Source organism: Neobacillus sp. DFD-2R (assembly GCF_057747865.1).
The window spans coordinates 128,935-144,287 of record NZ_CM173228.1; the positions used below are offsets into that span (position 1 = coordinate 128,935).

General features: G+C 43.9%; 17 protein-coding genes. All 17 read left to right on the top strand.

Annotation, left to right across the window (positions count from 1 at the left end):
* The first annotated feature begins 309 nt into the window (after nt 1–309).
* The 17 genes from rho to upp all read left to right on the top strand — a co-directional run bounded on the left by rho (nt 310) and on the right by upp (nt 15,321).
* Nucleotides 310–1,575 (top strand): transcription termination factor Rho, encoded by a 1,266-nt coding sequence (gene rho, locus AC3ANV_RS00650; RefSeq protein ID WP_488311783.1) that lies wholly within the window; start codon nt 310–312, stop codon nt 1,573–1,575.
* Nucleotides 1,576–1,804: 229 nt separating this feature from the next.
* A complete protein-coding gene (gene rpmE / locus AC3ANV_RS00655; protein ID WP_488311784.1) occupies nt 1,805–2,017 on the top strand; it encodes a 50S ribosomal protein L31 in 213 nt (70 codons plus the stop codon).
* Between the two features lie 162 nt (nt 2,018–2,179).
* Nucleotides 2,180–2,791 (top strand): thymidine kinase, encoded by a 612-nt coding sequence (locus AC3ANV_RS00660; RefSeq protein ID WP_488311785.1) that lies wholly within the window; start codon nt 2,180–2,182, stop codon nt 2,789–2,791.
* Between the two features lie 305 nt (nt 2,792–3,096).
* Nucleotides 3,097–3,567, top strand: a complete 471-nt coding sequence (locus AC3ANV_RS00665; protein ID WP_488311786.1) for a hypothetical protein — start codon at nt 3,097–3,099, stop codon at nt 3,565–3,567.
* A 135-nt stretch (nt 3,568–3,702) separates the two neighbouring features.
* Nucleotides 3,703–4,776, top strand: a complete 1,074-nt coding sequence (gene prfA / locus AC3ANV_RS00670) for a peptide chain release factor 1 (protein ID WP_488311787.1) — start codon at nt 3,703–3,705, stop codon at nt 4,774–4,776.
* A complete protein-coding gene (gene prmC / locus AC3ANV_RS00675; RefSeq protein ID WP_488311788.1) occupies nt 4,769–5,620 on the top strand; it encodes a peptide chain release factor N(5)-glutamine methyltransferase in 852 nt (283 codons plus the stop codon). The genes prfA and prmC overlap by 8 nt, the downstream gene beginning before the upstream one ends.
* 96 nt (nt 5,621–5,716) lie before the next feature.
* Nucleotides 5,717–6,769: a stage II sporulation protein R gene (gene spoIIR, locus AC3ANV_RS00680; RefSeq protein WP_488311789.1), complete on the top strand. Its 1,053-nt coding sequence runs from the start codon at nt 5,717–5,719 to the stop codon at nt 6,767–6,769.
* 59 nt (nt 6,770–6,828) lie between these two features.
* The gene (locus AC3ANV_RS00685; protein WP_488311790.1) at nt 6,829–6,978 is read left to right on the top strand and encodes a hypothetical protein; all 150 of its coding nucleotides are present in this window, start codon (nt 6,829–6,831) and stop codon (nt 6,976–6,978) included.
* 78 nt (nt 6,979–7,056) lie between these two features.
* A complete protein-coding gene (locus AC3ANV_RS00690; protein WP_488311791.1) occupies nt 7,057–7,503 on the top strand; it encodes a GNAT family N-acetyltransferase in 447 nt (148 codons plus the stop codon).
* Between the two features lie 184 nt (nt 7,504–7,687).
* On the top strand, nt 7,688–8,731 hold the full coding sequence (locus tag AC3ANV_RS00695) for an L-threonylcarbamoyladenylate synthase (RefSeq protein WP_488311792.1): 1,044 nt from the start codon (nt 7,688–7,690) through the stop codon (nt 8,729–8,731).
* 102 nt (nt 8,732–8,833) lie between these two features.
* Nucleotides 8,834–9,391 (top strand): manganese efflux pump MntP, encoded by a 558-nt coding sequence (locus tag AC3ANV_RS00700; RefSeq protein ID WP_488311793.1) that lies wholly within the window; start codon nt 8,834–8,836, stop codon nt 9,389–9,391.
* Between the two features lie 117 nt (nt 9,392–9,508).
* Entirely contained in the window at nt 9,509–11,296 is a 1,788-nt protein-coding gene (locus AC3ANV_RS00705) for a C39 family peptidase (RefSeq protein ID WP_488311794.1), read from the top strand.
* A gap of 102 nt (nt 11,297–11,398) precedes the next feature.
* Nucleotides 11,399–11,839 carry a low molecular weight protein arginine phosphatase gene (locus AC3ANV_RS00710; protein ID WP_488311795.1) on the top strand — a complete coding sequence of 147 codons (441 nt, stop codon included), beginning with the start codon at nt 11,399–11,401 and terminating at the stop codon, nt 11,837–11,839.
* A 137-nt stretch (nt 11,840–11,976) separates the two neighbouring features.
* Nucleotides 11,977–12,423, top strand: a complete 447-nt coding sequence (rpiB, locus tag AC3ANV_RS00715) for a ribose 5-phosphate isomerase B (RefSeq protein WP_488311796.1) — start codon at nt 11,977–11,979, stop codon at nt 12,421–12,423.
* A 14-nt stretch (nt 12,424–12,437) separates the two neighbouring features.
* Nucleotides 12,438–13,004, top strand: coding sequence for a TIGR01440 family protein (locus AC3ANV_RS00720; RefSeq protein WP_488311797.1), 567 nt, complete (start codon nt 12,438–12,440; stop codon nt 13,002–13,004).
* 271 nt (nt 13,005–13,275) lie between these two features.
* Nucleotides 13,276–14,517 carry a serine hydroxymethyltransferase gene (gene glyA, locus AC3ANV_RS00725; RefSeq protein ID WP_488311798.1) on the top strand — a complete coding sequence of 414 codons (1,242 nt, stop codon included), beginning with the start codon at nt 13,276–13,278 and terminating at the stop codon, nt 14,515–14,517.
* 174 nt (nt 14,518–14,691) lie between these two features.
* Nucleotides 14,692–15,321, top strand: coding sequence for a uracil phosphoribosyltransferase (upp, locus tag AC3ANV_RS00730; RefSeq protein WP_488311799.1), 630 nt, complete (start codon nt 14,692–14,694; stop codon nt 15,319–15,321).
* Nucleotides 15,322–15,353: the final 32 nt, after the last annotated feature.

A 15,353-nucleotide genomic window follows, 5' to 3' on the forward strand; every position in this document is an offset into this window, starting at 1 on the left:
AAAAACTCCTTTATATAGAAAAACTCCAAGAGGAATACAGAGCATACTCCTTCCAGAAAAAATTTCCAACGATTATTTTGCTAAAGAAACGCCTAGCTTCTGATTGCCAAAAAAATTCAGTTGATTAATTTTTTACTCAGAGGGTAAAATAGAAATTGTTTTTACTATGCATATTTTTCTGCAATTCTATTTATTTTTCTTCTTTGATGCCTCTTTGAAAAAGATGTATACTTTTCTATTCTCTCATTTTCTTATTTAATTTGCCGCTTAGGGCGGAATGTGTGAAAAATTTTAAAGTGTGGTGTACAAATGGACGTAACAATTTCAAATTTAGAAAATATGAAGCTGAAAGAACTTTATGAGCTTGCACGCGAATATAAAGTGACTTATTACAGCAAATTAACGAAAAAAGAATTAATTTTTGCCATTTTAAAGGCTCGGGCTGAGCAGCAGGGTTTCTTTTTTATGGAAGGTGTATTGGAAATAATCCAATCAGAAGGGTTTGGTTTTTTAAGACCAATCAATTATTCACCAAGCTCAGAGGATATCTACATTTCAGCATCGCAAATCCGCCGCTTTGACCTTCGTAATGGGGATAAAGTTTCCGGTAAGGTACGGCCTCCAAAAGAAAATGAACGCTATTACGGTCTTCTGCACGTAGAAGCGGTAAATGGAGAGGATCCGGAATCAGCAAAGGAACGCGTTCACTTCCCGGCATTGACGCCACTCTACCCGGACAGACAAATGAAGCTTGAAACAACTCCAAAATATCTTTCTACAAGGATTATGGATTTAGTTGCTCCCGTCGGTTTTGGCCAAAGGGGATTAATTGTTGCCCCGCCAAAAGCAGGTAAAACGATGCTCCTAAAAGAAATCGCTAACAGCATCACCACGAATCACCCGGATGCGGAATTGATTGTTCTGTTAATCGATGAACGGCCGGAAGAAGTAACCGACATTGAACGCTCTGTTGCCGGTGATGTCGTCAGCTCTACGTTTGATGAAGTACCTGAAAATCATATTAAAGTGGCTGAGCTTGTACTTGACCGGGCAATGCGTTTAGTAGAGCACAAACGCGATGTTATTATCCTGATGGACAGTATCACCCGTCTTGCCCGTGCTTATAACTTAGTTATTCCGCCAAGCGGTAGAACTTTATCCGGGGGGATTGACCCGGCAGCTTTCCACCGTCCAAAACGATTCTTTGGTGCCGCTCGTAATATCGAGGAAGGCGGCAGCTTGACAATTTTAGCAACAGCCTTAGTTGATACAGGGTCCCGTATGGACGATGTAATTTACGAGGAATTTAAAGGAACAGGTAATATGGAGCTCCATCTTGATCGTTCACTTGCAGAACGCCGTGTTTTCCCTGCTCTTGATATCCGTCGTTCAGGAACGCGTAAGGAAGAGCTTATTCTTCCGAAAGATCATTTGGATAAACTATGGGCCATCAGGAAGTCGATGTCTGATTCCCCTGACTTTGCTGAGCGCTTCCTAAAGAAATTAAGACAAACGAAGTCCAATGAAGAATTTTTCGCACAATTGGGCGAAGAATTGAAATCAAGAAGGTCTTAATTTAAGTCTATCTTAAAGCTCAATGTTGATTGGAGCGGAAATCAACAGGCAAGTTTAACAGAGCCAATTTAAAAAAACATACAGAAATCCAACAAATCCCAACTTGCAAAAACATCTTGCCCTTGTTATAATGGGTGCAGTGTGTTTTTAGTAATTTTGTGTTTGTTTCAAGACAAGCACTTATGATAACTCTGTTTCGAAAGATTCAGGGCGGAAGGAGATGAAAAGAATGAAAGCAGGAATTCATCCAAATTATAAAACCGTATCGGTGACTTGTGCATGCGGAAACACGTTTGAAACTGGATCTGTTAAAAAAGAGATCCGTGTAGAGACTTGCTCTGAGTGCCACCCATTCTATACCGGTCGCCAAAAATTCGCTGAAGCAGGCGGACGTGTTGACCGTTTCAACAAAAAATACGGCCTTAAATCTCAGCAACAATAATCGTGTAAAAGCACAGGCAAGAAGCAATATACTTGCCTGTTTTTTATTGAATAAAACTTACAGTTTTTATGAAAAAATAGGATGAAACGCGGAAGCGCTTGTCTAAGCGCCCGTTTAAATATAGAAGTTTAAGGATTCGTTATAGGAAGGAGACGCCGTTTTATGTATTTAATGAAGCAAAGCGGATGGGTTGAGGTTATCTGCGGCAGTATGTTTTCCGGAAAATCGGAGGAATTGATTCGTCGTGTCAGACGAGCTCAATTTGCCAAACAAAAAATAGCTGTATTTAAACCCAAAATTGATAATCGCTACAGTGAGCAGTCTGTAGTTTCCCATAATGGTTCTTCTTTTATTGCGAAGCCAATTTCCCATTCCGTGGAAATTATGCATCACATTGAGGCAGATATTGATATGATCGCAATTGATGAAGTACAGTTTTTTGATGAAGGGATCGTCAGAATCGTGCAGCAGCTTGCTGACAGGGGACATCGGGTCGTTTGTGCCGGTCTTGACATGGATTTCCGCGGCGAGCCGTTTGGACAAATGCCGGCCTTAATGGCAATTGCTGAACAGGTAACAAAGCTGCAAGCCGTTTGTACCGTTTGCGGTTCACCTTCAAGCCGCACACAGCGTCTCATTAACGGAAGACCGGCATCTTACCATGATCCAATCATTTTAGTCGGAGCATCGGAAGCATATGAGCCGCGCTGCCGTCACCACCACGAAGTGCCAAAAACGGCATACCGGCCGGAAGTGCAGGAAGCAGTGAAGTAGTAGATAGGTGGTGCCCGGCACCATTCGAATAGTTAGGGGAAGAACCGTCTGAGAGTGGATCTCAGGCGTTTTTTTGTCGTTGCAAGCTTTCGAAAATGGGCTTTTAGCGGAATTAGGCTTAAAAACGGCGGAATGATTACCATAATCGGCGGAATTAAATAAAATTTACGCGGAATGATCGCTCAAGTCCGCGAAAAAATCCGAAATTCACGCGGAAACCTTTATTTTCTCCGCCATCTATGGAAAGATTTCTCTCGACCGGTTCAGCTGACTGACGGGCATGATAGTAGTAGGAGGTGGAAATAGTGAAAAAGTTTATTTTTCCCTCATTATTTATTATGATGATGCTCGCAAGCGGATGTCAGACCAGAGATGCAAACGATGCCGCCTATGATTTGCGTAAAGATAAAACGGCTCCCAACTATATGTCCTACAGGACAACAGACCGCGACCAGAATCGCTTTGTAGGAAATGATGTTATCAATCAAAATCCCAACTTCCTTAATCTAAATGGAACAAGGAATGGCATTGCATCAGGCGGCAGTGGAAATTTCGCCACAGACATTGATCAAGTCAAACGAGTGATCAATCAAACAAATGAATTCCGGAAAGAATCTGTTTTGATCAAAGGCGACAGAATGTGGGTAAGTGTTTTTAAAAAGGGCAATCTTACAAAACGAGATGTCAAGGATGCCGAAGCACGCCTCCATCACAAGCTGGTTCAAGCCCTTCCGCGTTATAATATTGATGTGAAAGTAAAAGAAGACAGAAGATAACATGCTCTGATTTTAGGGCATGTTTTTTGTATTGGTAGGAACCGAAAAAAAATTCCGACAATATTTGGTTTTGACGGTGCGTATCACCTATACTATAATTAGAATGTTATGGACTAAAACTAGAGGTGAATAACTGTGTTTGATCGTCTTCAATCCGTGGAAGATCGTTATGAAAAGTTAAATGAACTTTTAAGCGATCCGCAAATTATTAATGATACAAAAAAACTTCGTGAATATTCAAAAGAACAATCTGACATACAAGAAACCGTACAAACATACCGTCAATATAAAGAGGCGCGGGAACAGCTTCAGGATGCGAAGGCCATGTTTGATGATAAGCTCGATGCTGAAATGCGTGAAATGGTCAAAGAAGAGGTTAGTGAACTGGAAGTGCAAATCGAGGAATTAGAAGCACGTATGAAAATTCTTCTTATTCCAAAGGATCCGAACGATGACAAGAACGTTATCTTTGAAATCCGCGGTGCTGCCGGCGGAGAAGAGGCTGCATTGTTTGCAGGGACGCTTTACCGGATGTACAGCCGTTATGCAGAGGCACAGGGCTGGAAAACGGATGTAATTGATGCGAACCCAACAGGTCTCGGCGGCTATAAAGAAATTATTTTTATGATTAATGGTACAGGTGCCTACTCTAAACTAAAGTTTGAGAACGGAGCCCACCGTGTTCAGCGTGTTCCTGAAACAGAATCAGGCGGCCGGATCCATACGTCCACTGCCACTGTTGCCTGTTTACCGGAAGCGGAAGAAGTGGAAATCGAAATTCACGATAAAGATATCCGTTTCGATGCCTTTGCATCGAGCGGTGCAGGCGGACAGTCTGTTAACACGACAATGTCAGCCGTTCGGTTAACACATATTCCTACGGGTATCGTTGTATCGTGTCAGGATGAAAAATCCCAGCATAAAAACAAGGACAAAGCGATGAAGGTATTGCGCGCCCGTGTCTACGATAAGTTCCAGCAGGAAGCACAGGCTGAATACGACCAGGTTCGAAAATCGGCTGTCGGAACCGGCGACCGTTCTGAACGGATTCGCACCTATAACTTCCCGCAAAACCGTGTGACCGATCATCGGATCGGCTTAACGATTCAAAAGCTGGATCAAATTTTAGAAGGCAAGCTCGATGAAGTGATTGACGCTTTGATTCTTGAAGATCAATCCAAAAAGCTTGAAAGTGCCTCAAATGAGTAAAAAAGTGTACGAAGCTCTCCAATGGGCTTCTTCTTTTTTAAAAAAATCGAATCGGGACGAAAATGCGGGGGAGCTGCTGCTCCGTCATTTTACGGGAATGACACGTTCCCAGCTGTTTGCCAACGTAAGGGATGACTTAGCGCCGTCCGTTTGGATCGATTTTGAAAAATCAATCCAAGAACATGCCGGGGGCGTGCCGATTCAATATATTATCGGTTCGGAGGAATTTTACGGGCGAACGTTTCTGGTCAATGAAGAGGTATTGATTCCGAGACCTGAAACAGAAGAACTGGTTTTTGAAACATTAAAAAGAATAAAAAATGGTCAAACGGTGATTGATGTTGGGACCGGCAGCGGAGCAATCGCAGTAAGCCTAAAGCTTGAGAATCCATCCTTAAAGGTGTTTGCATCCGATATTTCGGGTGAATCATTGGCGGTGGCGAAAGAAAACGCCGCACGTCTTGGAGCGGACGTTACCTTTTTTCAAGGGGATTTGCTGCAGCCGTTTAAAGGTCAAAAGATTGATGTGGTTATCTCGAACCCGCCCTATATTCCTGTAGCTGATATATCTTCGATGTCTGTAGTGGTGACCGAACATGAGCCGCACCGGGCGCTATTTGCCGGCGAGGACGGTCTTGATTTTTATCGGAGATTTATGGAGGAGCTGCCGGCGGTACTAGCTCCAAGCGCGCTGGTTGGATTTGAAATTGGGGCCGGTCAGGGCGAAGCGGTAGCGGAGCTTTTTAAAAAATCGTTTGTAAATGTAAAAGTGGAAATCGTCAATGATATTAACGGAAAAGATAGAATGGTGTTTGCAGAAATGAACGAAAGCTTCGGAGTTTAAAATTCCGGAGCTTTATTAATAGATTTTTTTAAAATTAATAGTTTAAGATTCTTGGTTTCTGTCCACAATGAAGATATCGAAGGGACGGTGCCAAGTATGAAGAGTAAAACATTGGTGTTGGCTTATCTGCTTATTTTATCATTAGGAACTATTTTAAGTTTATATATACCGAAAAATGAAGCGATTGCTAAGGAAGCAGTGGTTATTCCGGGTGATGCGATTCGGCTGCGGATTCTCGCAAACAGTGACAAGGGTTCGGATCAAGCATTAAAACGGCAGGTGCGCGATGCGGTGAATGCGAAGATTTCACTTTGGGTGAAGGATTTAACTTCCCTGGATAAAGCCAAATCGGTGATTAAATCCAAGCTGCCGGAGATTCAGGCGATTGCGGAAAAAGTGGTACGCGATCAGGGGGCAAACCAGACGGTTCATGTGAAATTCGGCAAGGTTCAGTTTCCGACTAAATTATACGGTGAATTTTTGTATCCGGCCGGCGATTATCAAGCCATTTTGATTACGTTAGGAAAAGGGGAAGGCGCGAACTGGTGGTGCGTGCTGTATCCTCCGCTTTGCTTCCTGGATTTTTCAAATGGTGTAGCGGTCAGCGACGGTTTTGAGGAAAAAAAGGCTAAGGCGGCAACAGTGAGTGAGGCTTCTGTTAAGAAAGCTACTAGTGATGAACTTCAGGCTTCAAGTAGTACGGAGGAAATGCAAGTTGCTTCAGCAAAAAATGATGATAACGCGGAAATGCAAGTTGCTTCAGCAAAAAGTGATGACAACGCGGAAATGCAAGATGCTTCAGTAAAAAGTGATGATAACGCGGAAGTGCAAGTTGCTTCAGCAAAAAGTGATGACAACGCGGAAATGCAAGATGCTTCAGCAAAAAGTGATGATAACGCGGAAGTGCAAGATGCTTCAGTAAAAAGTGATGACAACGCGGAAATGCAAGATGCTTCAGTAAAAAGTGATGACAACGCGGAAATGCAAACTAGTCAAGATAACAGCGTGCAAAAGGTAAAACCTGCAGACAAAGGATTACAAAAACACGATACAGCTAAAAAAGCTGCGCCGGTATATACGGCTGAAGATGAACAGCCTGTAAAAGTTAAGTTTTTTATCGTAGAAATGTTTCAAAAGCTATTTGAATAAAAGCCAGTCCCGGAAGTGGGGCTGGCTTTTTAGTTGATTTAGAGAGAGAGCGGAGTGAAGTGGCAGGTAAATCTTCCGAAGTGGCAGGTAAAGTGGAAAAAGTGGCAGGTAAAGTGGAAAAAGTGGCAGATAAATTGTCCAAAGCGGCACAAAACCCCAAAAAATCGCACGCAAAAGCTTGGTTCAAAAGAAATATATCAAAAATTTAATAGAAACTATTACCTCATGTTCTATTTTATCTATTTTTTCATATTCATAGATTATCAAAATAAACGAGGTGGACAAGGATGCAGGCACGGATTCGTAAAGCGGGTAAACAGGATTTGGGGAAATTGACGGAGTTTCTTACAAAGGCAAACCTGGGGACAGAGGGATTGACGGACGAAACGGTAGATTACTTTTTGCTTTTGGAGGATGATAGGGGAGAATTGAGGGGATCGCTTGGGATTGAAGCATTTGATGGGTTTGGGCTTTTGCGTTCACTCGTGGTTTCGGCGGGTCAAGCTGAAAAAGAGATCTTCATTCTTTTTACACAAATGCTGCAATTAGCAAAAGAAAAGGCAATGAACACTTTATATTTGGCAACAAATAAACGGGAGGCTGTTTCATTTTTTGAATTACTCGGGTTTCAGAGTGTGGAACGGGAGGAGTTACCCACACCATTTTATGACTCCGAACATATTCGACATATATTAAATGTGGATAACTCATTATTTTTGAAATTTTCACTATAATTGTGGATATATCCACAAAGTTATCCACGTTTTCCCGAATGTTATACACAATTTGTGGATAAAACTTGTTTTTATTCCCACCTTCTTTTATACTTTCAAAAGTATTATAGAAAAAATACAGGTCTTGATGCCTAAATTCGGCAAATTTCGAGTTTTAGCTTGTTTAGTATAAAGGTGGATAAAAATGAACACAAAAGTTTGGAAAGTGGATAAATCTGTGGATAACTTGGAAAATAATCCACAGATTGTGGATGCAGCCCATTTTTTACGGGAAAATGAAGTGGTGGCACTGCCGACGGAAACGGTTTATGGCCTTGGAGGGAATGCGGAGAGCGACGCGGCCGTGGCGAAAATTTTTGCTGCAAAAGGGAGACCCGGGGATAATCCGTTAATTATTCACATTGCCGACAAAGAGCAGCTTAATCGCTTTGTGGCGGAAATCCCCGAGAAAGCTTCTATCTTAATGGAAGCATTTTGGCCCGGGCCGCTGACGATTATTTTTAAAAAGAAAGATGGCGTTCTTTCTGAAAAGGCAACGGCAGGGCTGGACACAGTGGCGGTAAGAATGCCCGACCACCCTGTTGCCCTCGCACTGTTGAAAAAATCCCGGCTGCCGATTGCGGCACCGAGTGCGAACAGCTCAGGCAAGCCGAGTCCGACTAATGCCGAGCATGTGCTGGATGATTTGCAAGGAAAGATTGCCGGTGTGCTCGATGGCGGAGCAACGGGAGTAGGCGTGGAATCGACGGTCGTGGATTGCACTGAGCCGGTTCCTGTCATCCTACGGCCCGGCGGGGTAACGAAGGAGCAGCTTGAGGAAGTAGTCGGTGAAGTTCGTGTGGACCCGGCCTTGATGGACGGAGAGGCAAAACCGAAAGCACCCGGGATGAAATATCGGCATTATGCGCCGAATGCACCGCTTTTTCTTGTTGCGGGAAGCAAGGATTTTTTACAGAAGCTTGTGGAAGAAAAGAAAAAGGAAGGGCAGCAAGTCGGTGTCCTGACGACGGAAGAAAACGTGGACCGGTATGGCGCGGATGTTGTGATTGCTTGCGGAAAAAGAGCGGAGCTTGAAACGGTTGCCGCTTCGCTTTATGATACGCTCCGTTTATTTAATCAAAAAAAGGTCGATATCATTTTTAGTGAAATGTTTCCGAATTCAGGTGTCGGACATGCGATTATGAACCGCTTGGAAAAAGCAGCCGGGAATAAAGTGATTAGTGAATAAAAAGCATCAGTTTCTCCTTAAGGAGACCTGATGCTTTTTTTTATGCTGCCTTCTAAATCGGCCTGGACGTGCATATGGTGAATTAGAGCAAGTCCAAGGGGGATGTCAGCAATGATAGGAGAAATAGTAACGCTGGTGTTAATGGCGATTGCACTGGGGATGGATGCCTTTTCCGTCGGTCTTGGCATGGGGATGTACAAATTACGCTTAAGGCAGATTTTTAATATCGGCCTTACCATTGGCTTATTCCATGTGTGGATGCCGCTTGTCGGCATGCTCGCAGGTAAATATTTATCAGAGAAATTTGGAACGTTCGCCACACTGATTGGCGGCTTGCTGTTAGTTCTACTGGGGGTTCAAATGATTTGGTCCAGCTTTAAAAAGGGCGATGAAAAGGTTATTACGCCGATTGGCTTCGGCTTACTTTTGTTTGCGCTGAGCGTGAGCCTGGATAGTTTTTCATTGGGCCTAACGTTAGGGATATATGGGGCAAAAACATTAATGGTTATCATTTGCTTCGGTGCTGTCGCGACCGTGCAAACATGGGCCGGTTTGCTGCTGGGAAGAAAGGTTCAGGGCTGGCTGGGCGTTTATGGCGAGGCACTGGGCGGCGGTATTTTACTGGCCTTCGGCTTTAAATTATTGCATCTTTTTTGGTGAAAATTCTTTTTTTAATGTTTTTTTTCCATAAAACGGTCTCTTATTATGATATGATAAAAACTGGTAAATTAAAAATCTCTAAATCTATCATATTTATCTAAAAAGAAGGGACAGCGGATGGGAAGATCTTTAATAAAAATTTTTATTGGTCTAATAGTAATCTCTAATACATTATTCCCGGGACTTGCATCAGCTGAGATGATCACCGGTCCAAATCAGCCCCAAGGACAATCATTGGAAAAAAGTACGGAGTCACAAAATCAGGCTCCTGTACAGCAATCCTCGGGTACAACGGCAGAGCAAACAAGTCAGATTGCAGCACAGCAATCCTCGGGTACAACAACAGAGCAAACAAGTCAGACTCAGGCACAGCAATCCTCGGGTACAACAACAGAGCAAACAAGTCAGGCTCAGGCACAGCAATCCTCGGAAACAACAACAGAGCAAACAAGTCAGGCTCAGGCACAGCAATCCTCAGAAACAACAGCAGAGCAAACAAGTCAGGCTCAGGCACAGCAATCCTCAGAAACAACAACAGAGCAAACAAGTCAGGCTTCGGCACAGCAATCCGCAATCACAACAATGGATTTGCAGCTTGCCGAAAAAATAACGGATAAGACTGCGGTTATCAAAGGGAAATCGGCTCCAAGCAGTAAAATAACTGTTGGAAACAAAGCAGGGATTCTTAATACTGTTCAAGCAGATGCGGAAGGTAATTTTGCAGTACCGATTTCAAAACAGCCGGCAAAGACAGTTTTAAAAATAACAGCGGCTGTTGGCACGAATACATATTCAATCGAAGTAACGGTCGAAGCATCGCCTCAGGTAGGCTGGGTCCTTGTGAAAGGATATTGGTACTATCTTGATAGCAACGGTCAAAAGGAGACAGGCTGGCTGACCGATAAGGGCAAACGGTATTATCTCGATCAAACGGGCGTCATGAAAACAGGTTGGATTACGGATAATCAAAAGCGGTACTACTTGGAAAAAGACGGTGCCATGAAGACAGGGTGGCTATGGTACGGCGGGAAATGGTATTATCTTGATGATTCAGGTGTCATGAAAACAGGATGGATTAAAACTTCTAATAGGTGGTATTATTTGAATACAAATGGCGCAATGAAAACGGGCTGGCTGTTTTATGGCGGAAAATGGTACTATCTCGACCAAAGCGGGGCAATGAAAACCGGCTGGTTATTTGATGGTGGAAAGTGGTACCTCCTAAATGGTGACGGCACAATGAAAATCGGTTGGGTACAGAACGGAAAGGACCGATATTATTTTGGCAGCAACGGCGCAATCGCTTCGGTTATCCTGGATGTGCCGCTTATAGCACAAAATCCTGAGCTGCCAAGAGGATGTGAAGTTACCTCGCTTGCGATGATGCTTCAAGATGCAGGGATCAAGGTGGATAAAATGACGCTGGCCAAACAGGTGAAAAAGGATCCGACACCATACTCCAAACAGAATGGCCAAATTTATTTTGGAAATCCAAATACAGGATTCGTCGGTGACATGTATTCATTTAAAAATCCCGGCTTGGCGGTTTATCATGGGCCGATAGCTGAACTGGCTAAAAAATATTTACCAAATCGAATAGTTGATTTTTCGGGTAGTAAGTTTGAAGAAATCTATAAATATCTGAATAGCGGGACTCCTGTATGGGTCATAAATAATACGTGGTTTGATACCGTGCCATCTCAATACTGGCAGCAATGGAACACGCCGGCAGGCCGGATTTCCATTACGTATAAGGAACACAGTGTGCTTATTACCGGCTATGATAAGGATTATATTTATTTTAACGATCCTCTCACCGTTATTAAAAATAGAAAAATACCTGTGAGTGCTTTTAAGCGTGGCTGGGAGCAAATGGGCAAACAGGCGATATCCTATGTTCGTTAACAAAAAAAGATTGTCCATCCATTTTTAAAAGACCTTTGATAGGTCTTTTTTTTGGAATCCCGGAGCAATCGTTTTATAATAAATGGAAAGGGGGCAGGCATATTGCGACGCATTTTGTTTGTTTGTACGGGAAATACTTGTAGGAGTCCGATGGCCGAGGCAATTTTAAGGAGTAAGAAAATCGAAGGGATGGAAGTGAGGTCGGCAGGCGTATTTGCTGCGAATGGGAGTGAGGCATCTGTCCATGCGAAGACGGTGCTCGATGATAACCGGATTCCGCATCAGCATTCATCAAGTCTGTTAACCAATGAGACGGTGGAATGGGCGGAATTGATTTTAACAATGACCGCATCGCATAAAGCGGCGATTCTCCGGCAATTCCCCGGTGCGGCGGTGAAGCTTTTTACGCTTAAGGAATTTACGGGAGAGGCAGTGGACCATGATGTGGTCGACCCGTACGGCGGGAACCTCGCCATGTACCGGGAAACGTATAAAGAACTTGATCGCTTGATTGAAAAGGCACTTGAAAAAATAAAACCATAGGGCTTCTTTGAAAAGGGAGCTTTAAATTCGGGCTCTCTTTGAAAGGGGAGCTTTTTATTTGGTTCTCACTTTATATTTTGGGAGCAGTGTGTCAAAATTAAAAGCATGGGTTTTGATTTGGATAGGAGGGTTTTGACATGAAAGTGGCATTGGCTTCAGACCATGGCGGGGTCATTATTAGAAAAGAAATCGCCGATTTATTGGATGAGCTGGGAATTGAATATGTTGATTTTGGCTGTGATTGCAGCACATCGGTGGATTATCCGGATTATGCACTTCCGGTTGCGGAAAAAGTGGCGAGTGGCGAGTTTGACCGCGGGATTTTGATTTGCGGTACCGGCATCGGCATGAGCATTTCGGCAAACAAGGTTAAAGGTATTCGCTGTGCGCTTGTGCATGATACGTTTAGCGCAAAAGCAACGCGTGCCCATAATGACAGCAACATGCTGGCGATGGGTGAACGGGTAATCGGCCCCGGCTTGGCACGGGATATTGCCCAAATTTGGCTGACGGGTGAATATGAAGGCGGCCGTCATGCGACTCGCGTTGGGAAAATTACGGAATACGAAAATAAGCACCTTTGAAAGGGACGAAGCTTATGATTCACAAATGGGAAAAAGAACTGGATGCGATTCTGTCAGAGTTTAAAGAACAGGCTTCGTTTAGGCCTGGGCAGTTATTGGTCGTTGGCTGCAGCACAAGCGAGGTAATGGGTGAGCGAATTGGCACCGCAGGCACGTTTGATGTGGCGGAAATGATTTTTCGAGGATTGCGAAAGCTTCAGAGCGAAACCGGCATTCAGCTGGCGTTCCAATGCTGTGAGCATTTAAACCGCGCGCTTGTGGTGGAGAGAGCTGTTGCTGAGAGCCTGGGCTTGGATGAGGTTTCTGTGGTTCCTGTTCGAACGGCGGGCGGAGCAATGGCCACTTATGCGTTTGCTGAACTGGAAGATGCCGTTGTCGTCGAGTTTGTGAAAGCAGAGGCGGGGATTGATATTGGCAACACGTTAATAGGGATGCATCTAAAGCACGTTGCCGTTCCGGTACGGGTGAAGCAGAAATCCTGCGGCCATGCACATGTTACTCTGGCCAAAACGAGGCCAAAACTAATCGGCGGTGCAAGAGCTGTTTACGAACGAAACACCGCAAATTCAAGCTGCAGTTAGAATTCATAGTCAAGCATGTCACGCCGGGATGGGCAACGCAGCAGTACCCTTGCGCTGCTTCGAGGGCAAAAACCGAAAGTTTCGGCTATTTTTGATGGTTTTGTTCGTGAAAATGGGTACTTTGGTTTAATTACACGGTTTATGTTGGTGATTTTTCCAGTAAACACGAAAAACTTTCTCTTTCAATTTAAGTGAGATTCATGCTAAAATGAAAAAAGAATTTTTAAAATAATTTGGTTTTCAACTTACATACGATTAGAGGGGGATTATCATGAAGCATTTGTCACAGCAGGATGAGCAGGTATTTCAAGCGATTCAACAGGAATTAGGACGTCAGCGCGGAAAAATCGAACTAATTGCCTCAGAAAACTTTGTTAGTGAAGCAGTAATGGAGGCTCAAGGGTCCGTTTTAACCAATAAGTATGCGGAGGGGTACCCTGGACGCCGCTATTACGGCGGTTGTGAATACGTGGACGTTGTGGAAGACTTGGCTCGCGATCGTGCGAAAAAGATTTTCGGTGCAGAGTATATCAACGTACAACCGCACTCCGGAGCTCAAGCCAACATGGCTGTTTACTTCACCATTCTCGAACACGGCGACACAGTACTTGGCATGAATTTATCACACGGCGGCCACTTAACACACGGAAGCCCGGTAAACTTTAGTGGTATTCAATATAAATTTATTGAATATGGTGTAGATGAAACAACTCAACGTATCAATTATGATGATGTTCGCGCAAAAGCTCTCGAGCACAAGCCAAAACTAATTGTTGCCGGAGCAAGTGCATACCCGCGCGAAATTGATTTTAAAAAGTTCCGCGAAATCGCTGATGAAGTAGGAGCCTACCTAATGGTTGATATGGCGCATATCGCCGGCCTTGTTGCTGCCGGACTGCACCAAAATCCGGTTCCATATGCTGATTTTGTAACAACAACGACGCATAAAACCTTGCGCGGTCCTCGCGGCGGGATGATCATGTGCCGCGAAGAATTTGGTAAGAAAATTGACAAGTCTATTTTCCCTGGAATTCAGGGCGGTCCGCTTATGCACGTTATTGCTGCTAAAGCAGTTGCTTTTGGCGAAGCACTTCAGGACAGCTTTAAAGAATATGCGGGTCAAATCATTGCTAATGCAAAACGCTTGGCGGAAGGCCTTCAAAAAGAAGGAATCAAACTTGTTTCCGGCGGCACCGACAACCACTTATTGCTCTTAGATATGCAAAGCCTTGGCTTAACAGGTAAAGTGGCGGAAAAAGTTCTTGATGAGGTTGGGATTACAGTTAACAAAAACACAATCCCGTTTGATCCGCAAAGCCCATTTGTTACGAGCGGTATCCGTATCGGAACAGCTGCTGTAACAAGTCGCGGCTTCGGTTTAGAGGATATGGACGAAATTGCCTCCATCATCGCCTTTACATTAAAAAATCATGAAGATGAAGCAAAACTTAAAGAAGCAAGCGAACGCGTCGAAGCGTTAACAAACAAATTCACACTATATCCTGAATATTAATAGCGGGAGAATCGGCCTTTTGAAAGCAGAAGGCCGATTTTTTTGTGTGGTATTTTCAAAAAATTATTACTAGTTCAGAAGATCAGAATCTAAGTTGCTCATTGCTTTTTTTTTCTGTAAAATTAGACGAAGTGTTTATTTGATGAAAAATTAATTTTAAAAGGGGCGATTATTGTGGCAAAGGTATACGTCTTCGACCACCCACTTATTCAGCATAAGCTTACTTACATACGTGATAAAAACACAGGAACAAAGGAATTCCGGGAACTGGTAGACGAAGTGGCAACACTAATGGCTTTTGAAATCACAAGAGATATGCCGCTTGAAGATATCGACATCGAAACACCTGTATGCCCGGCTAAATCAAAAGTTCTTTCCGGGAAAAAATTAGGACTTGTGCCGATCCTGCGCGCCGGAATCGGCATGGTTGACGGGATTTTGAAGTTAATCCCGGCTGCAAAGGTGGGCCATATCGGTTTATACCGCGACCCGGAAACCTTAATGCCCGTTGAATATTATGTGAAGCTGCCAAGTGACGTGGAAGAGCGCGATTTCATCGTAGTTGACCCGATGCTGGCGACGGGCGGTTCAGCAAACGAAGCAATCCGTTCCTTGAAAAAGCGCGGCGCCAAACACATCAAATTTATGTGCTTAATCGCAGCGCCGGAAGGGGTAGAAGCGGTAAAAACGGAGCACCCTGACGTCGACATTTACATCGCAGCACTGGATGAGAAACTAAATGACCATGGCTACATCGTACCGGGCTTAGGTGATGCCGGTGACCGGTTGTTTGGAACAAAGTAAATAGGTGGAAAATTGCCGGGTAGACTGAGTCT

Excerpts from the sequence above, each read along its gene's own strand:
- rho (WP_488311783.1), top strand. The coding sequence starts at position 310 with ATGGACGTAACAATTTCAAATTTAGAAAATATGAAGCTGAAAGAACTT.
- rpmE (WP_488311784.1), top strand. The coding sequence starts at position 1,805 with ATGAAAGCAGGAATTCATCCAAATTATAAAACCGTATCGGTGACTTGT.
- AC3ANV_RS00660 (WP_488311785.1), top strand. The coding sequence starts at position 2,180 with ATGTATTTAATGAAGCAAAGCGGATGGGTTGAGGTTATCTGCGGCAGT.
- prmC (WP_488311788.1), top strand. The coding sequence starts at position 4,769 with ATGAGTAAAAAAGTGTACGAAGCTCTCCAATGGGCTTCTTCTTTTTTA.
- spoIIR (WP_488311789.1), top strand. The coding sequence starts at position 5,717 with ATGAAGAGTAAAACATTGGTGTTGGCTTATCTGCTTATTTTATCATTA.
- AC3ANV_RS00690 (WP_488311791.1), top strand. The coding sequence starts at position 7,057 with ATGCAGGCACGGATTCGTAAAGCGGGTAAACAGGATTTGGGGAAATTG.
- AC3ANV_RS00695 (WP_488311792.1), top strand. The coding sequence starts at position 7,688 with ATGAACACAAAAGTTTGGAAAGTGGATAAATCTGTGGATAACTTGGAA.
- AC3ANV_RS00700 (WP_488311793.1), top strand. The coding sequence starts at position 8,834 with ATGTCAGCAATGATAGGAGAAATAGTAACGCTGGTGTTAATGGCGATT.
- AC3ANV_RS00705 (WP_488311794.1), top strand. The coding sequence starts at position 9,509 with ATGGGAAGATCTTTAATAAAAATTTTTATTGGTCTAATAGTAATCTCT.
- rpiB (WP_488311796.1), top strand. The coding sequence starts at position 11,977 with ATGAAAGTGGCATTGGCTTCAGACCATGGCGGGGTCATTATTAGAAAA.
- AC3ANV_RS00720 (WP_488311797.1), top strand. The coding sequence starts at position 12,438 with ATGATTCACAAATGGGAAAAAGAACTGGATGCGATTCTGTCAGAGTTT.
- glyA (WP_488311798.1), top strand. The coding sequence starts at position 13,276 with ATGAAGCATTTGTCACAGCAGGATGAGCAGGTATTTCAAGCGATTCAA.